Origin of the sequence: Vibrio sp. TRT 17S01 (assembly GCF_050113695.1) — a bacterium.
Taxonomy (GTDB): Bacteria; Pseudomonadota; Gammaproteobacteria; order Enterobacterales; family Vibrionaceae; genus Vibrio.
Genome location: NZ_JBNJOG010000011.1, coordinates 132,070 through 148,733, shown reverse-complemented (window position 1 = coordinate 148,733; position 16,664 = coordinate 132,070). Strand labels below are relative to the sequence as shown.

The following is a 16,664-nucleotide window of genomic DNA, read 5'->3' as shown; positions in this document are numbered from 1 at the left end:
AAATATGGCAGCAATGTTATCCGGCGCAGAGATGGTAGTGCAATCTCTGATCGAAGAAGGCGTTGAACAGATCTTTGGTTATCCAGGGGGGTCTGTTTTAGATATCTACGACGCTTTACATGAAAAAACCGAACAAATTAAGCACGTGCTTGTTCGCCATGAGCAAGCGGCGACACACATGGCTGATGGTTACGCTCGTGCTACGGGTAAACCAGGGGTAGTTCTTGTGTGTTCTGGACCTGGCGCAACCAATACCGTAACGGGGATTGCGACTGCGTATATGGATTCAATCCCGATGATTGTAATTTCAGGTAACGTGCCAACAAACCTGATTGGTAATGATGCATTCCAAGAATGTGATATCGTTGGGGTCTCTCGCCCTATCGTAAAACACAGCTTTTTAGTCAAGAAAGCTGAAGACATCCCTGAAATCGTTAAAAAAGCCTTTTATATCTCGACAACGGGTCGCCCAGGACCAGTTGTTATTGATCTGCCTAAAGATGTTATGAACCCGCAGATCAAGCTCCCTTATCAATACCCTGAAAGCATTAATATGCGCTCGTACAAGCCAACGACGAATGGCCACAAAGGGCAGATCAAAAAAGCACTTAAAGCGCTGTTGGCGGCGAAAAAACCAGTACTGTATGTAGGTGGTGGTGCTGTGATCTCTGAAGCTCATGAGCAAGTATTGCAGCTATCAGAAAGCTTAAACTTACCTGTAGTGAGCACTTTGATGGGCTTAGGTGCCTTTCCCGGAACGCACAAAAATTCATTAGGCATGCTTGGTATGCATGGTAAATACGAAGCCAACATGGCCATGCATGAAGCGGATTTGATCTTTGGTATTGGTGTGCGTTTTGACGATCGCACGACCAACAACCTAGAGAAGTACTGCCCGAATGCCAAGGTTATGCATATTGATATTGATCCTTCCTCAATTTCAAAGAACGTGAAAGTGGATCTGCCAATTGTGGGTTCGGCGGAAAAAGTGTTAGCAACCATGCTGACTCTGCTTGAAGAACAAGGTGGCACGAATGATCAGCAAGCCGTCAATTGCTGGTGGGATGACATCAAAGTTTGGCAAGATAGAAATTGCCTCGCTTATGACAAATCGTCTGAGCGTATTAAGCCACAACAAGTGATTGAAGCACTGCACAAGATCACCAAGGGTAATGCTTATGTGGCTTCGGATGTGGGGCAGCACCAGATGTTTGCGGCTCTCTACTACCCATTTAATAAGCCTCGTCGCTGGATTAACTCTGGTGGCCTTGGCACGATGGGCTTTGGTTTACCTGCGGGAATGGGAGTGAAATACGCACTTCCCGATGAAGAGGTAGTCGTTGTAACAGGGGATGGCAGTATTCAGATGAATATTCAAGAGCTGTCCACTGCGATGCAATATGACATTCCGGTTAAGATTATTAACCTAAACAATCGATTCTTAGGCATGGTTAAGCAGTGGCAAGACATTGTTTACCAAGGCCGCCATTCAAATTCTTATATGAGCTCTGTACCTGACTTTGCTGCGATCGCTGAGGCGTATGGTCATGTTGGTATCCGTATTGAAAGCGTTGATCAGCTCGAACAGGGGCTGCAAAAAGCACTGGATATGAAAGATCGTCTGGTGTTTGTAGATATCAATGTTGATGAAACTGAACATGTGTACCCAATGCAGATCAAAGGTGAGGGTATGGATAAAATGTGGTTGAGCAAAACGGAGCGCACGTAATATGAGACACATTATTTCACTACTACTAGAAAACCAGCCTGGTGCACTGTCTCGTGTTGTTGGCCTGTTTTCTCAGCGTGGCTACAACATTGAATCTCTGACAGTTTCTCCGACTGATGATGAAACCTTATCACGGATCAACGTGACCACAGTGTCTGATGAAATGGAACTTGAGCAGATCCAAAAGCAACTTCATAAGCTCATTGATGTACTGAAAGTACAAGAAGTGACGGAGTTTGATCATATTGAGCGCGAACTGATGATGGTGAAGGTGAAAGCCAGTGGTTTTGCTCGAGCTGAGGTAAAGCGCACTGCTGATATTTTCCGTGGCCAGATCGTTGATGTGACGGCCTCGCAATACACCGTACAGTTAGCAGGAACCAGTGAAAAATTGGATGCCTTTATTCAGGCTATTTCAGAAGTGACGGATGTTATTGAAGTGGCAAGAAGTGGCGTTGTCGGTATTGCTCGTGGTGAACGAGCATTGAAGCCTTAACGTTGCTTAATCACTGAATAAAAAAGCCACCGCAATGACGGTGGCTTTTTTGATTCGTTATGTATTTACTTAGTGCAGGATACGTGCGCGAAGCGTTCCTTCAATGCTTTTCAGTTTTGCCAGAGCTTCTTCTGAGCGTTCAGACTCGACGTCAATGACCACATAACCAATGTCTGATGCGGTTTGTAGATACTGACCTGCAATGTTGATCCCTTCTTCAGCAAAGATGGTGTTAATTTGCGTCAAAATACCGGGACGGTTTTGGTGAATGTGGAGCAAGCGCGAGCAATCACGATGCTCTGGTAGTGATACTTCAGGGAAGTTGACACTTGAAAGCGTTGAACCATTATCTGAGTATTTCGCTAGCTTTCCTGCGACCTCTACACCGATATTTTCTTGGGCTTCTTGTGTTGAGCCACCAACGTGAGGCGTTAGGATTACATTATCGAATTGCTGTAGTGGCGATTCAAATGGGTCTGCATTTGTTTTCGGCTCAACAGGGAATACGTCAATTGCAGCACCAGACAGATGCCCTGACTCCATGGTGTGGCATAACGCTTCGATATCAACCACAGTGCCGCGGGCGGCATTAATGAAAATTGCGCCCGGCTTCATACGAGCAAACTCTTCTGCACCCATCATATTTTTTGTCTCTGGCGTTTCAGGCACGTGCAGAGAAATAACATCACATTTATTGAGTAGCTCACTCATGGTTGGGATTTGAGTGGCGTTACCGAGAGAGAGTTTATTTTCAATATCGTAGAAATAAACTCGCATCCCTAAGTTTTCGGCAATGATGCCAAGCTGGGTGCCAATGTGGCCATACCCAATGATACCAAGGCGTTTACCACGTGCTTCATAGGAGTTGTCGGCACTTTTCTTCCAAATACCACGATGAGCCAGTGCGTTCTTTTCTGGGATGCCACGAAGCAACAATAGGATTTGGCCTAGCACAAGCTCAGCAACACTACGAGTGTTGGAGAATGGGGCGTTAAACACTGGAATACCACGTTTTGCAGCGGCATTAAGATCGACTTGGTTAGTACCAATACAGAAGCAACCAATAGCAACCAGCTTTTCTGCTGCATCGATTACTTCTTGTGAAAGGTTAGTTCGGGAGCGAATACCAATGAAGTGGACATCTTTTACCGCTTCAAGCAATTCTTCTTCCGGAAGGGAGCCTTTATGGTATTCGATGTTGGTATAACCTGCCGATTGAAGCACTTCCACAGAAGATGGGTGAAGACCTTCTAGAAGTAGAATCTTGATCTTATCTTTTTCCAGTGAAACTTTGGCCATTATTCTCGTCCTTAAAATGGGAAGGTGGGGCTAAATTGGCGCACATCATAAATATGGTGAATCAAAAGTGACTTTTGCCATTGTTTTATAGGGACGCAAACGTTTTCCCTGTGCGTCTTCTTCCAACTAACTTAACAAAAAAAATACAGTTTGGGTAAGAAAATTACGGAATAAGGCATACTTTTTAATATAAAGAGCAGAAAAAACGGCACATATAGGTGCCGCTTGTAATGAAATAACAGAAATTTACTAACTTCTAATTATTTATTCTTCGATTTTAGCGCCTTCTGGAGTTCCTGTGATCACCACATCTGCACCTCTGTGAGCGAACAAGCCAACAGTAACAACGCCTGCGATACCGTTGATCTTATCTTCCAGCTCTTTCGGGTTGGTAATTTTAAGGTGATGGACATCCAGAATCACATTGCCGTTGTCAGTGATCACACCCTCACGGTAAGCCGGATCACCGCCAAGCTTCACCAACTCACGAGCCACGTAAGAACGAGCCATTGGGATCACTTCTACTGGTAATGGGAACTCACCTAGGATATCGACGGCTTTGGTATCATCTACAATGCAAATAAACTTGTCAGACAGTGCTGCAACAATCTTTTCACGCGTTAATGCGGCACCGCCACCTTTGATCATATCGCGAGTCGCATTGATTTCGTCTGCGCCATCGACGTACACATCAAGTTTGATCACATCGTTACAATCAAACACTTCAATGCCCAGCGCTTTTAGTTTTTCTGTCGATGCTTCAGAGCTTGATACTGCACCCTTAATGTCTTCTTTGATTGAACCAAGTGCATCGATGAAGTGATTGACTGTTGAACCGGTACCGACACCCACAATGCTACCTTTCTCAACGTATTTCAGCGCCGCCCAACCAGCTGCTTTTTTCATTTCATCTTGAGTCATGCTCATCTCCTGATTTGATGAAGGTGAAGTAACAAATATCGGCGAGATTATAGCGAGTCGAGCTTAAGATTCCCATTGCCAGATCTGGCTTGGTGTCACTATTTTGGGCAGAGGTACATCCCATTTCTCAATAGGAAGGCGCTCAACATGTTGGCAATTATGAGCCAGCCCAACAGGTTTAGGCCCAACGCCACTTTTAAACCAAGTTTCTAACGTTCGGTCATAGTAGCCACCGCCCATGCCAAGGCGATGTCCTTGCGAGTCAAACCCCACCAGAGGCGTGCAGATCATATCGAGTTCAGCGACAGGCTGAATCAAGGTTTGATTTAAAATGGGTTCTAGAATGCCGTATTTATTGAAGGTGAGAGGCGTCTCAGGAGTGTAATGAAGAAAGAGTAAGTGGCCTATAGAAAAAGGATGCAATACAGGGAGGTAGGTTTGGATGCCATCTAGCCACATTTTTTCAATTAATGGTTTGGTATCGACTTCGCCATCGGAGGAAAGGTATAACGCGACATGATGGAGTGTTTGGTATTCGGGAAGCTTGTTAAATTGCCGAACTAAATCTAATCCCGCCTGAAATTGCACATCGCTTGGTAGCTGATTGCGTTTTTCTCGGATCTGTTTTCGAAAATCTTGTCTGGATAGATGCATAATGATACCCATTTGTGAAGGTACCTTAGTGTAGAGATACCCCAGAGTGCCGTTGGAGAATGTTGACCCTTGAACCAGCTGGTTCAAGGCGGATCAGCAATGATAACCGTAGGCTTCTCGGTACTTGCCGAGCTTGCTCAATAGCTACCAAGTACTAACCCTTAGGTATTGCTTATCGGCTCAGGGACGTAATCCCCTCACGAACACTCCAGGGTAAAATGCTTGTTGCAGTAAAGGTTATGGCTGTCCGGGCTTAACTTTACTAAGTACATCTTCAAGTGATGCAGTGAGCTGTTCCATACGCTCAGTTATTTGATTTTGCTCTTGTTCAGCATTTGAGTTTTTTGCTCTTAGCTCATAACAAAAGTTTAGCGCAGCGATCGTGAGTAGGTGAACTTCGTTGGTCACTTTCGTTTTTGATGTCATGTCTTTCAGACGGTTGTCGAGATCTTGCGCCGCTAATAGCAACGACTCTTCCTGCCCAGGAGGACAGTTCACTCGAGTAAGTTTACCTAAGATTTCAACTTCTACCGCTTGATTGCTCATATTGACTCTACACGCTTAATTCAGATGATGACTCATGGCACCATCGAGGAGGAAACTATAGGAAAAGCGATAATAAGATTCAAGCTTTTCCCTGTCAGCATTGTCAATTCAGCGCAGAATGACACAGTAATTGGACAAATTGTGTAAAAGCTATCCACAATTGCATTGTACGGCGTTTTCCATGACCTGACGAAGTGGTACGATTGACTTTATTTACCCAAATTTAGGCCTTCCTATGAGCAAAAACTCTCTCCCTGATTATTTAACTGCAGCAACTGAACTTCAATCTGCTGGACTGGCAGTGAATCCCTCGGAAATGCATGGCTTGTTAACGGGGATGCTAAGTGGTGGGCTTAGCCTAAATGATGAAAGTTGGCAGCCGATTATTTTTGATTATACCAATGATGGTATGGGATGGCCGGATAAGGCGCTGCAACAAGCAAAACAAGCGTTGGCATTGACCAAAGAAGAGCTGACCGGTACGGCAATGGAGCTATCTCTATTACTGCCGGATGAAGAAGCAAGCGCTAGTCTCTTTGATATCGCTGATGGCGTTGCGGATTGGGTAAACCACTTTATTTCTGGCCTTGGCCTTATTGGTGTTGAGCTAAAAAAGGTGTCTAAAGATGTGAAAGAGGCGCTTACTGATCTTGAAGAAATCGCTAAGTTAGGGATTGATGAAGATGACGATCTGCAAGAACAAGCTCAACTCATGGAGCAGGTGATAGAGCATGTTAAGGTTTGTGTACTGACTATTCATGCGGAGTTTGGTCAAAAGCCAGAAGCGAAAGAAGCTGCTCCAACTATTCACTAAGAGTCTGCTATGAAGCAATTTGATGTCATTATTGCCGGTGGCGCGATGGCGGGTATGACCCTCGCGTTTGCATTGGATCATTATAGTAAAGGAAAGCTGTCGGTGGCGGTTGTCGAGCAATTTGAGAATGATCACCAAGCACATCCGGGGTTTGATTCTCGTTCGATTGCGTTGTCATACGGTACGGTTGAATTACTCAAACAATTTGATCTTTGGAACGCGATTGCTTCGGCTGCAACGCCTATTGAACATATTCATGTCTCAGATCGTGGTCATGCGGGCATGACCGAAGTATCAAACCAAGAATTAAATGTGTCTGCCCTTGGTTACGTGGTTGAGCTTGCAGATATTGGGCGGATTTATGCTCAGCGCTTATCACAACACAATAAGATCACATTGTTGTGTCCTGAGGCAGTTGCCGAAGTTGAACGTACGCCACAAAGCACAAAGGTGACGCTGGAAAGCGGTGAGGTGATACAGGGTAAGTTACTTGTTGCTGCTGACGGTGCGGTATCCCCATGCTGTGAACAAATCGGCTTAACCTTGAGTGAACATGATTTTGGGCAAGTAGCGGTCATCGCCAATATTTGTACTGCTGAAGCTCATTCAGGGCGTGCCTTTGAACGCTTTACTGAGCACGGTCCTGTTGCTTTGCTGCCAATGAGTGATGAACGCATGTCATTGGTTTGGTGCCTTCCTCCTGCTGAGGCAAAGAGGGTGATGGCATTAGAGGACACCGCTTTCCTTGAGGCGCTTCAACAGGCATTTGGCTGGCGTTTAGGGCGAATGACCAAAGTTGGGCAGCGCGCGAGCTATCCTTTGGTGCTTCGTTATCGTCAGCAGATCATCTCTCACCGTTTTGCCACCGTTGGCAATGCTGCACAAACACTCCATCCGATTGCGGGTCAAGGGTTTAACTTAGGTATTCGAGATGTCGCCTCACTGGCTGAGGAAATTACGGCATCAAGTTGCGATCCTGGTGCGTATCAAGTGTTAAGTCGTTTTCAGCAGCGACGTGAAGATGACAGAGAAAAAACCATTACCATGACTTCAACCTTGGTTCACCTGTTCTCAAATGACTATTTGAGTATGAGGATTGGTCGCAACCTTGGTTTAGCAATGATGGACAACTGTGGTGTGCTTAAAGCCCCGCTGTTACAAAGAACATTGGGTTTAGTTGCTCGCTAAACAGAAGAGTAGGATGTAAAGAATGATGCAAAGTGTTGATATCGCCATTGTTGGTGGAGGAATGGTAGGTTTAGCGTTAGCGGCCGCATTTAAAGACTCAGAACTTAGGATTGCCGTCATTGAAGCAAGTACTCCCGATTCGCAACTGAATGAGTTACCAGATGTCAGAGTGTCAGCATTGAGCCGCTCAAGTGAGAATATTTTACGTAACCTCAATGCGTGGGAAGGGATTGTTTCTCGTCGTGCTGCGCCATACTCTGCAATGGAGGTTTGGGAGCAAGACAGTTTTGCTCGAATCGAGTTTAATGCGAATGAATTCGCTCAGCCAGATCTAGGCCATATCGTTGAGAACCGGGTGATCCAGCTTGCTTTGCTTGAGCAAGTTAAACGTTTGGACAATGTTTCCTTATTCATGCCAGCAAAGTGCAGCACGATCGCTGTTGGAGAAAGTGAAGCTTGGCTAACACTTGATAATGGTCAGGCGTTAACGGCAAAGCTGGTGGTTGGTGCGGATGGAGCAAACTCATGGCTTCGTCAGCAGCAAGGCATTCCTTTAACGCACTGGGACTATGGCCATAGTGCTTTGGTGGCGAACATACGCACCCATGACCATCACGCTAAGGTTGCTCGTCAGGTGTTTACGCCTCAAGGACCATTGGCTTTCTTACCGATGTCACAAGACAACATGAGTTCGATTGTATGGTCGACGGAGCCAGGACGAGCTGAGCGTTTAGTGGCGATGTCTGAAGCTGAGTTTAATAAAGTTCTAACAGCTGAGTTTGATGCTCGCCTGGGACTGTGCGAAGTCGTTGGTGATCGTTATGCTTTTCCATTAAAAATGCGTTATGCACGCGATTTTGTTACGGAACGAGTTGCTCTCGTGGGTGATGCTGCACATACCATTCATCCACTTGCTGGACAGGGAGTGAATTTAGGTCTGTTGGATGCTGCAAGCTTAGCTCAAGAAGTATTGGCATTGTGGCAGCAAGGAGAAGACATTGGTGCGAAACGCAACTTGCGAGCTTACGAGCGTTGGCGCAAAGCCGAAGCGGCCAAAATGATTGCGGCAATGCAAGGTTTCCGAGACCTATTTGAAGGCGGGAATCCTGCGAAAAAACTCATCCGAGGGCTTGGAATGACACTGGCAGGTCAATTACCAGGTGCTAAAGATGAGATCATGAAGCGCGCATTGGGATTAAAAGGACGTTTACCTGATCTGGCAAAATACCCAGTGACGACTGTCGAAGTGTAGAAAGCAAAAAGGTTGGCAAACGCCAACCTTTTTTAATTCTTGCTTAAGCATATGCACAGCGTAGTTTCATTATTTCCTGATTAATTTCTTTTACCGCTTGAAAATGCCGTTGCTCTGCTCTTTCTGGCAAAATGAGTTTACCGTTATCAAACTCAAATCGACCAACGCCATATATATAAATTCTTCCCTTAAATAGCCTACTTACGTGTTTAGCAATCATACTTGGAGTATAGCGCTTAAACAGTCTCATATATTTTTCCTTATTGTTGGCAAGCACCGCGAATTATACGAAAGCCCCTCATTAATTTGTGTGATTGTGTTAGGGGATTGTGCATTTTTAACTGACTTTCTAGGATATCTGTGCTGTCGTAAGCATATTTTTGTATAAATATCCGGTTCAGTGTGATTTTTACCTCATTTCTTTTTTCGAGCTGGAACTGCGTTCTTTTTTATCTATCAGCTATTAAGCCTTAAGATTATGACAATATAAAGAATAGTTTATTTTCTTAACAACGTGCTAATTTGCTGTAAATATATTGAAAACAAAAAAAAGCCCGCAGACATTGGCGGGCGAATAGTCACAGATGCATTACACAAAAAGTGGATGTCCTGAAACAATCAGTGGATTCACTTTTTCGTTGGAGAAGATTCAACACGCCTAGACTATGGCATTACTGTTCATAGTGGCTGTGTTTAATAAAACAACTTCAAATTGTTTGAACTTTAACCAACGACATGAGCATAGTCTAAAAAAATAACCATGACTACTTATGCTGATAAATTGAATAATAATTTATCTTATAACATCGCATACTGCGAAGTAGATCTCCAATCTCTGTAATAAAGTAAACGATTACATTGTGCTTACCGACATATAGCTGCAAAGTGAGGGCTGCATAATTTGATGAGCGCATCCCGATGAAGTGCAATACCTGCCATTGGAGAGCCGCTACTTATAGTAACGATCTCTTCTAGTAGGATTTGACTGTCGAAGATAATAGGCATTGGTGTTGAGAGCAGTAAAGGCGTTACCGTTCCAATTTGATAGCCGGTAATGTCGGAAACTTGGGATAAATCGACACAAGTCATGCGTCGACATTCTAAGAAGGCTCGGACTTTTTTAGGGTCAACCGATTGATCGCCCAGTGCACAGGCAAGTGCGTAGTTATTTCCCATGTCTCGCAACAGAATAGATTTGACCATCTGTGCGGGGCGAACCCCTCGTTGTTGTGCCGCATCTTCAATAGTGATAGCGGGCGAGCGGTGGGGCAGCAGGCGGTAGTCCACCTGCTTCTCATCAAGATATTGTGTTAACTTGGTCGTCAACATTTTATTCATCTTCAAGTGAGTAGGGCAGCGCTTCGATAGACCACATAAGCTGTGGTTGGTTTTTTATCCGCAATTGTGTATCGGCCTCAAGGTTATTGGGTAGCACGATAAGACCAACGGCGTGATTATCGGAGAACTGATAATGGCTTAACAATGTACCTGCACTACGCCAGTTGTCGCCGACTGCTCGTTCCAGCTCGATAGGGCTTTCTGATTCTTGCTCTAAGGCACCTTTTACGATGAACATCGCGCGTTTATTCATTCCGCGATATTTCGCACGCGCTACGGTCTCTTGCCCAGTGTAGCAACCTTTGTTAAAGCTGATTCCATTGAGTGCTTGCAGGTTGATAGCTTGAGGAATGTGTTCATTTTGTTGTTCGGCTTCTAATATCGGAAGTGCAGATTGGATATCAAAGCGTCGCCACAGGGATTCATCATGTTTTACCAGCGTATCATCTTCCAATAAAGAGGCGACTTGTGCGCTATCGATTAAGAGCAACCAACGTTGAGGATCAACTTTAACAGCAGTTCCTCCATGGATCGGTCGAACATCACCACGTTGATCACTATGAGCGTCAACCCACTGGGTAGCATTATCGCCGATAAGACCAAAAGCAATATCGCTGCTTTCATTGATCTCTACTTTAGAAAAAATGGCGTACTTTTTAAGTTCTGTTAGCTCTGTTGCTATTGCTGATTTTGGCTGAAACATGGCATAACCATGATTGTGATGAAATAGGCGGAAAACACTCCAAACTTTGCCCTTAGCATCGCAATGAGCGCCAAAGGTCGAGGCTTCTTCCTTCAGCTGTACTACATCACAGGTTACTTGGCCCTGTAAGTAAGATTTTTTGTCATCCCCCGTCATCACAATCACTCCCCACGATTTTAAGTGGGTTAGGGTTAACGCTGGGATGTCATCTTTTTCTGAAATAGTTAATGGTGAAAAAAGGGTTTGCCAATCCATTTTTGGTTACCTTATCGCTTTCTAATCCCCTTATGTTACTGGTTAAAGCTAAGGATAAACAACCACAACTTGTTACGGGAAAAGTGTTAGCTTGCTCCGGAGTGTGATTGAGATACTAGTTGTCACTAGAATTGGCTGTTACACTCGGCGCAAATAACCGATAAGGTGAGGAATTGTAATGTATACCGCTGAAGAAAAAGCACGTGTTAAGTGGGCATGCCGCCGTGGTATGTTGGAACTTGACGTTGTCATTATGCCTTTTTTTGAAGAGTGTTTTGAACAGCTCACTGAAGCCGAGCAACGTGATTTTGTTTCTTTGTTAGAGTGCGATGACCCGGATTTGTTTACTTGGGTTATGGGGCATGGACGAAGTGAAAATCTCAGTCACGCTGCAATGGTAGATAAAATTGTCGCCCATAATCTCAGAAAGGTGCGTTAAGCTTTTTGCATCCTATTCTTTTCAAAATCTTATGGTCAATTTCACGATGCTGATGTTGGCCATTCATTTTATTGTCGTATCAAATCTTCCTTTATCTGCTTCCTGTTTCGTATTGTTATTCATCCTAAGGCACGCTTTTAGTCATTTGGCTTGGCTAGCTTTACCTTTGATTGGCCCTATTGACGTAAAAGACGAAGAGTTTTCAATATCAGAAAACACAAAGCGAGTCGTCAAAGTAAATTTTACTTATGTGAATTGGTTTATCCGATTGACGTTTGATGATGGCAGTCGAGGATTATTGTGGCGAGATAGTGTGAGTGAAGCTAAGTATCGACAATTAATTGTGATATTAAAAAAGGGGCAATAGCCCCTTTTGTTATTTATTTGGCTCTAAAATGGTCGGCCCGCTGTCTTCCGCCAGCTCTGGATAGTCCAACGTATAATGTAAGCCGCGGCTTTCTTTACGCTGCATAGCACAGCGAACCATGAGCTCGGCGACTTGCAATAAGTTACGCAGTTCCAGAAGGTTGTTTGAAACACGGAAGTTGCTGTAGTACTCATGTGTTTCTTGCTGAAGCAATTGAATACGACGTAGTGCACGCTCTAGGCGTTTATCCGTCCGCACAATCCCCATGTAATCCCACATAAACAGACGTAGTTCATGCCAGTTGTGTTGGATCACCACCTCTTCATCGCTACACAGTACTTGGCTTTCATCCCAGGCTGGCAATGAAGGCGGCATTTCTACATCATTAAGGTGTTTAATAATGTCATTGGCCGCAGACCAAGCATAAACCACACATTCAAGTAAGGAGTTTGATGCCATACGGTTCGCGCCATGTAAGCCCGTATAACTGACTTCACCAATCGCGTACAATTGTTTGACATCCGTTTGCCCGTGTTGATCGACCATGACACCACCGCAGGTGTAGTGTGCTGCTGGTACGACTGGGATCGGCTCTTTGGTCATATCGATACCGAGATCTTGCAAGCGCATGTAGATGGTTGGGAAGTGTTTCTCAATGAAATCCGCAGGTTTGTGGCTGATGTCGAGGTACATGCAATCTGCACCCAGACGTTTCATTTCAAAGTCTATTGCGCGTGCTACCACATCGCGTGGCGCGAGTTCTGCTCGCTCATCAAAGTCAGGCATAAAACGAGAGCCATCAGGACGTCGCAAGTATGCGCCTTCACCACGTAACGCTTCAGTCAGTAGGAAGTTTCGTGCTTCTGGGTGGTACAGGCAGGTAGGATGAAACTGGTTAAACTCTAAGTTGGCAACGCGGCATCCTGCACGCCAAGCCATTGCTATACCATCACCGGAGGAAACATCAGGGTTTGATGTGTACTGATAAACCTTAGAGGCACCGCCAGTGGCTAGGACCACGAACTTAGCACGAACTGTCTCGACATGTTCTTCATTGCGATTCCAAATATAAGCACCAATGAGCTTATTTTTATCGCCGCCGACTTTATCTTCAGTGATCAGATCTAAAGCGTTATGTCGTTCTAAAATCGTAATATTTGGGTGGTTGTGTACGTTATCTTGCAGCGAGGTTTGCATTGCCATGCCCGTTGCATCTGCAGCATGGAGTATGCGGCGGTGGCTATGACCCCCTTCGCGAGTTAGGTGATAACGAGGCGCTTCGTCGCTGTCGTCATCTTCACGATCAAATGGCACCCCACCATCGATTAGCCACTGAACACACTCTTTTGCATTTTCTGCTATAAACTCGACGGTCTCTTGTTCGCAGATGCCAGCACCGGCAATCAAGGTATCTTCAACATGAGATTCGATGCTGTCTGACTCGTCGAATACGGCGGCAATACCGCCTTGAGCGTAGTATGTCGCGCCTTCACTACGAGGGCCCTTACTAAGTACGATGACTTTGCTATGTTTGGCTACACGCAATGCTAGAGACAGGCCTGCGGCACCACTACCTATCACTAACACATCACAAAGATGTTCTCGGTTTGCGTTCATAAAACTTTTAAAATCCTGAGTTAGTGTAGAGTTATCCAACTCTTTTGCGAACAATCATTGCTTAATGATACCACTGCATCACAAGCATTTCTTTGTAAATACCATTGCTTTTCGTCACTTTGATCCCCAGAATTTGAGCATCGAAAGAAACGGGCACATCGCTTGGCCGACATAATTGACAAAGTTTAAAGAAACTTTGAACTTTCTTTTTATTCTTGGGTCACAATAGTGCTCAAGTAAGCGGTGGTGTCAATACTACATTTTGCATAATTAATGCTCATATCTGAGAGGATAGGGGTTAATAACGATAGGAGTATACGCTCGAATGAACGAGCAGCTGACCGATCAGGTGTTAATTGAGCGAGTTCAGAGTGGAGATAAGCAAGCGTTTAACCTGTTAGTTTTGCGTTACCAAAACAAGGTATGCAATCTAATTTCACGCTACATCAATAATCCTGGTGATGTACCTGATGTAGCACAGGAAGCTTTTATTAAAGCGTATAGAGCGATACCAAGCTTTCGAGGTGAGAGTGCGTTCTATACTTGGTTATATCGAATTGCTGTAAATACTGCGAAAAACCACATTGTTGCCCAAGGTCGACGACCTCCAGCACAAGATGTGGATACTGAAGAAGCTGAATATTACGAAACTGGCAGTGCGTTAAAAGAAATTTCGAACCCTGAGAACTTAACGTTGTCAAAAGAATTGAAACAAGTAGTTTTCAGTGCCATTGAGGCACTACCAGATGATTTAAAAACCGCAATGACGTTGCGCGAGTTAGATGGCTTAAGCTATGAGGAAATTGCAGCGGTTATGGATTGCCCTGTAGGAACGGTACGTTCGCGTATCTTCCGAGCTCGTGAAGCGGTTGAGAAAAAGATTCAACCTCTATTGCAACGATGAACCAGTAACTAAAATGGTGAGAGATAATGGCTGACAAAGAAAAACTTTCAGCACTCATGGATGGGGAGTTGGTTGATAAAGCTCTAATTAGTGACTTAGAGCGTGACCAAGAAAGCCTGCAAGCTTGGAAAAATTACCATTTAATTGGTGATGTCATGCGAGGTGAAGCTCCTGAAAAACCGGAGTGGAATATAGCTGAAAGTGTTGCTTTAGCATTAGAAGCTGAGCCCACTCATAGTGCTCTAGAAACACACCGTAGTGCTCAGGTTACGGAGCTTCCTCAAGAAGCTCAACCGACACCTGCGCAAGCTCGTCGTCAACTTCCTGCTTGGTTAACTCAATTTGGTCAGGTTGCTGTGGCTGCGTGTGTATCATTGGCTGTTATTTTAGGTGTGCAGCAATATGGCGGTAGCGATCCTTCCCAGCCTGAAGCTGACCAACTGCCTGTTTTGCAGACTATTCCATTTTCTGGCAGCGCAGAGCCTGTGAGCTTGACGCGTGACTCTGTGGAAAAGCAAGTTAATGAAGTGAATGTTCAAGAGCAGCGACGTCGTATTAACGCAATGCTGCAAGATTATGAACTTCAGCTTAGACTTAACAGCGAGAGTAATGATCATATTGATCAGCCTGAAGCGGTAATTGAATGAGAAAAATTCTGATCAGTGTGCTGACACTGCTCAGTTTGAATGTAAACACAGCCTTTGCAGATGACAAACCTGCGGAGGCTTTGTTACATCAAATGAACGAAGCCAGTCAGCACTTAAATTTCGAACTGTCTTATATCTTAATCAAGAAGAACAGTATCGAACCGTTGCTGTATCGCCACGCTCGTCCTAAGGAGAGCGACCAGCAGCTTGCGCACCTTGTTTATCTCAGTGGCCCGATGAGAGAAGTGATTCGTCGAGGCAAGGAGATCAGCTATATTGAAACTGGTGCAGAACCTTTCACCATCGAATCTGGCAACATGGTTGCGCCAACCATTCCTTTATTGAACTCGAATGTTGAACAGCTCAGCCGTTACTATGATTTTGTTCAGGTAGGACGTGCTCGCGAAGCGGGAACAGCATGTCAGGTATTACGCGTGGTTCCAAAAGATGGCTTGCGATATTCCTACGTCTTGTGGGTCGATGAAAAGAGCAAACTACCGCTACGCGCAGATCTTGTTGATCGTGATGGTGAGATATTAGAGCAATATCGCACGATTTCTTACAGCGTGAATGATCGCATTGCCGATATCTTGAGTGGCTTAAATGACGCCAAGTTACCTGAAGTTCTCTCTTTGCCAAAAGGTAACCTGCGTGAAACGTTTTGGAGTGTAGGGTGGATCCCGGATGGATTTGAACCCAAAGAGCTCAATCGTTATCGCATGTCCGTCACAGAGCGAATGGTTGAAAGCCAGATGTACAGTGATGGTTTGTTTAACTTTTCCGTCTACGTTTCCAACAGCGATAACCATTCACTGAAAGGTCAATTGGTCCGCCAAGGCCGCAGAACGCTTCATAGTTACGTGAAGGGTAATGCAGAAATCTCTGTGATTGGAGATATTCCTCCTGCAACGGCAAAACGTATTGCACAATCTGTCACATTTAAGCCGGTACCAGCTCAATGATGACCGCACTTGCAACTGTCGCTGCGGTGAGCTCTCACCCTGATGGTTATCAAGTAGAGCTCAACTGTGAGCAGCAAACCAGCTGCTCTAGTTGCGCTTCTCAGAAAAGCTGTGGAACAGGAATTGTTTCAAAAGCGGTTGGAAGTAAGCAGTTACACTGGCGGCTAAAAACTCGCAAAGCGGTACGAGAAGGGCAGGTTGTTGAGATTGGCTTACCTGAGAAGAGCTTACTGTTTTCAGCCGCGCTGGTGTATTTAGTACCGTTATTTGCGCTAATTATCGGAACTTTGATTGGACAGTGGTGGCTAGCACCATTATTAAGTGCTGGTGAAGGCGTCGTTATTTTAAATGCTCTCCTGTTTACCGCTGGTGGAATCGTGCTTGCTAAGCGACTGGCAAGGAAACAGGAACATGAGTCCTCACAAAATGTCGTGTTACTTAGAGTTCTGGGCGAACCAATTAGCTAGTGCGAAGCGGCTAGAAATTGGGTAGAATCTGCCAACTTGATTGAAATGCCGTCACAAGACGGCTTT

18 protein-coding genes and 1 other RNA gene are annotated in these 16,664 nt (G+C 44.9%); 10 read left to right on the top strand and 9 right to left on the bottom strand.

Features of this window, described 5'->3' with window-relative positions; genetic code table 11:
- Nucleotides 1-4: 4 nt before the first annotated feature.
- Nucleotides 5-1,729 (top strand): acetolactate synthase 3 large subunit, encoded by a 1,725-nt coding sequence (locus ACQEXS_RS16725; protein ID WP_427011403.1) that lies wholly within the window; start codon nucleotides 5-7, stop codon nucleotides 1,727-1,729.
- Nucleotide 1,730: 1 nt separating this feature from the next.
- Entirely contained in the window at nucleotides 1,731-2,225 is a 495-nt protein-coding gene (gene ilvN / locus ACQEXS_RS16720; RefSeq protein ID WP_367988155.1) for an acetolactate synthase small subunit, read from the top strand.
- Nucleotides 2,226-2,294: 69 nt separating this feature from the next.
- On the opposite strand, the gene serA is transcribed toward ilvN, so the two are convergent.
- From serA to ACQEXS_RS16695, 5 genes are all read right to left on the bottom strand, one after another.
- Nucleotides 2,295-3,524, bottom strand: a complete 1,230-nt coding sequence (serA, locus tag ACQEXS_RS16715; protein ID WP_367988156.1) for a phosphoglycerate dehydrogenase — start codon at nucleotides 3,522-3,524, stop codon at nucleotides 2,295-2,297.
- Between the two features lie 264 nt (nucleotides 3,525-3,788).
- On the bottom strand, nucleotides 3,789-4,445 hold the full coding sequence (gene rpiA, locus ACQEXS_RS16710; RefSeq protein ID WP_367988157.1) for a ribose-5-phosphate isomerase RpiA: 657 nt from the start codon (nucleotides 4,443-4,445) through the stop codon (nucleotides 3,789-3,791).
- A 63-nt stretch (nucleotides 4,446-4,508) separates the two neighbouring features.
- The gene (locus ACQEXS_RS16705) at nucleotides 4,509-5,099 is read right to left on the bottom strand and encodes a 5-formyltetrahydrofolate cyclo-ligase (protein WP_427014575.1); all 591 of its coding nucleotides are present in this window, start codon (nucleotides 5,097-5,099) and stop codon (nucleotides 4,509-4,511) included.
- A gap of 34 nt (nucleotides 5,100-5,133) precedes the next feature.
- Nucleotides 5,134-5,317, bottom strand: a non-coding RNA gene (gene ssrS / locus ACQEXS_RS16700) — 6S RNA.
- A gap of 19 nt (nucleotides 5,318-5,336) precedes the next feature.
- Entirely contained in the window at nucleotides 5,337-5,645 is a 309-nt protein-coding gene (locus tag ACQEXS_RS16695) for a cell division protein ZapA (protein WP_367988158.1), read from the bottom strand.
- A 235-nt stretch (nucleotides 5,646-5,880) separates the two neighbouring features.
- Between ACQEXS_RS16695 and ACQEXS_RS16690 the strand changes: the two genes are divergently transcribed.
- The 3 genes from ACQEXS_RS16690 to ACQEXS_RS16680 are packed head-to-tail and all read left to right on the top strand — an operon-like array spanning nucleotide 5,881 to nucleotide 8,899.
- Nucleotides 5,881-6,459 (top strand): YecA family protein, encoded by a 579-nt coding sequence (locus ACQEXS_RS16690; protein WP_427014574.1) that lies wholly within the window; start codon nucleotides 5,881-5,883, stop codon nucleotides 6,457-6,459.
- A 9-nt stretch (nucleotides 6,460-6,468) separates the two neighbouring features.
- Entirely contained in the window at nucleotides 6,469-7,647 is a 1,179-nt protein-coding gene (gene ubiH / locus ACQEXS_RS16685; protein WP_427014573.1) for a 2-octaprenyl-6-methoxyphenyl hydroxylase, read from the top strand.
- A gap of 22 nt (nucleotides 7,648-7,669) precedes the next feature.
- A complete protein-coding gene (locus ACQEXS_RS16680; RefSeq protein ID WP_427014572.1) occupies nucleotides 7,670-8,899 on the top strand; it encodes an FAD-dependent 2-octaprenylphenol hydroxylase in 1,230 nt (409 codons plus the stop codon).
- Nucleotides 8,900-8,942: 43 nt separating this feature from the next.
- Here the strand turns inward: ACQEXS_RS16680 and ACQEXS_RS16675 are convergent, their stop codons facing one another.
- From ACQEXS_RS16675 to ygfZ, 3 genes are all read right to left on the bottom strand, one after another.
- Entirely contained in the window at nucleotides 8,943-9,149 is a 207-nt protein-coding gene (locus ACQEXS_RS16675) for a DUF1107 domain-containing protein (protein ID WP_367988164.1), read from the bottom strand.
- 614 nt (nucleotides 9,150-9,763) lie between these two features.
- A complete protein-coding gene (locus tag ACQEXS_RS16670) occupies nucleotides 9,764-10,237 on the bottom strand; it encodes an aminoacyl-tRNA deacylase (protein WP_427014571.1) in 474 nt (157 codons plus the stop codon).
- The gene (gene ygfZ, locus ACQEXS_RS16665) at nucleotides 10,230-11,195 is read right to left on the bottom strand and encodes a tRNA-modifying protein YgfZ (RefSeq protein ID WP_427014570.1); all 966 of its coding nucleotides are present in this window, start codon (nucleotides 11,193-11,195) and stop codon (nucleotides 10,230-10,232) included. The genes ACQEXS_RS16670 and ygfZ overlap by 8 nt, the downstream gene beginning before the upstream one ends.
- Nucleotides 11,196-11,373: 178 nt before the next feature.
- On the opposite strand from ygfZ, the gene ACQEXS_RS16660 reads away from it, so the two are divergent.
- Nucleotides 11,374-11,634, top strand: a complete 261-nt coding sequence (locus ACQEXS_RS16660) for a succinate dehydrogenase assembly factor 2 (RefSeq protein WP_427014569.1) — start codon at nucleotides 11,374-11,376, stop codon at nucleotides 11,632-11,634.
- Between the two features lie 376 nt (nucleotides 11,635-12,010).
- Here ACQEXS_RS16660 and nadB read toward each other — a convergent pair whose 3' ends face one another.
- Nucleotides 12,011-13,618, bottom strand: coding sequence for an L-aspartate oxidase (gene nadB, locus ACQEXS_RS16655; protein WP_367988168.1), 1,608 nt, complete (start codon nucleotides 13,616-13,618; stop codon nucleotides 12,011-12,013).
- Nucleotides 13,619-13,943: 325 nt separating this feature from the next.
- Between nadB and rpoE the strand changes: the two genes are divergently transcribed.
- Genes rpoE through ACQEXS_RS16635 form a run of 4 tightly spaced genes read left to right on the top strand, consistent with a single transcriptional unit; the run spans nucleotide 13,944 to nucleotide 16,598 of the window.
- Complete coding sequence (gene rpoE, locus ACQEXS_RS16650) at nucleotides 13,944-14,522, top strand: RNA polymerase sigma factor RpoE (protein ID WP_367988169.1); 579 nt, start codon at nucleotides 13,944-13,946, stop codon at nucleotides 14,520-14,522.
- Between the two features lie 26 nt (nucleotides 14,523-14,548).
- Nucleotides 14,549-15,169: an RseA family anti-sigma factor gene (locus ACQEXS_RS16645; protein WP_427014568.1), complete on the top strand. Its 621-nt coding sequence runs from the start codon at nucleotides 14,549-14,551 to the stop codon at nucleotides 15,167-15,169.
- Nucleotides 15,166-16,131: a sigma-E factor regulatory protein RseB gene (rseB, locus tag ACQEXS_RS16640; protein ID WP_367988171.1), complete on the top strand. Its 966-nt coding sequence runs from the start codon at nucleotides 15,166-15,168 to the stop codon at nucleotides 16,129-16,131. Before ACQEXS_RS16645 ends, rseB begins: the two co-directional genes overlap by 4 nt.
- Nucleotides 16,128-16,598, top strand: a complete 471-nt coding sequence (locus ACQEXS_RS16635; RefSeq protein ID WP_427014567.1) for a SoxR reducing system RseC family protein — start codon at nucleotides 16,128-16,130, stop codon at nucleotides 16,596-16,598. Before rseB ends, ACQEXS_RS16635 begins: the two co-directional genes overlap by 4 nt.
- Nucleotides 16,599-16,664 lie beyond the last annotated feature (66 nt).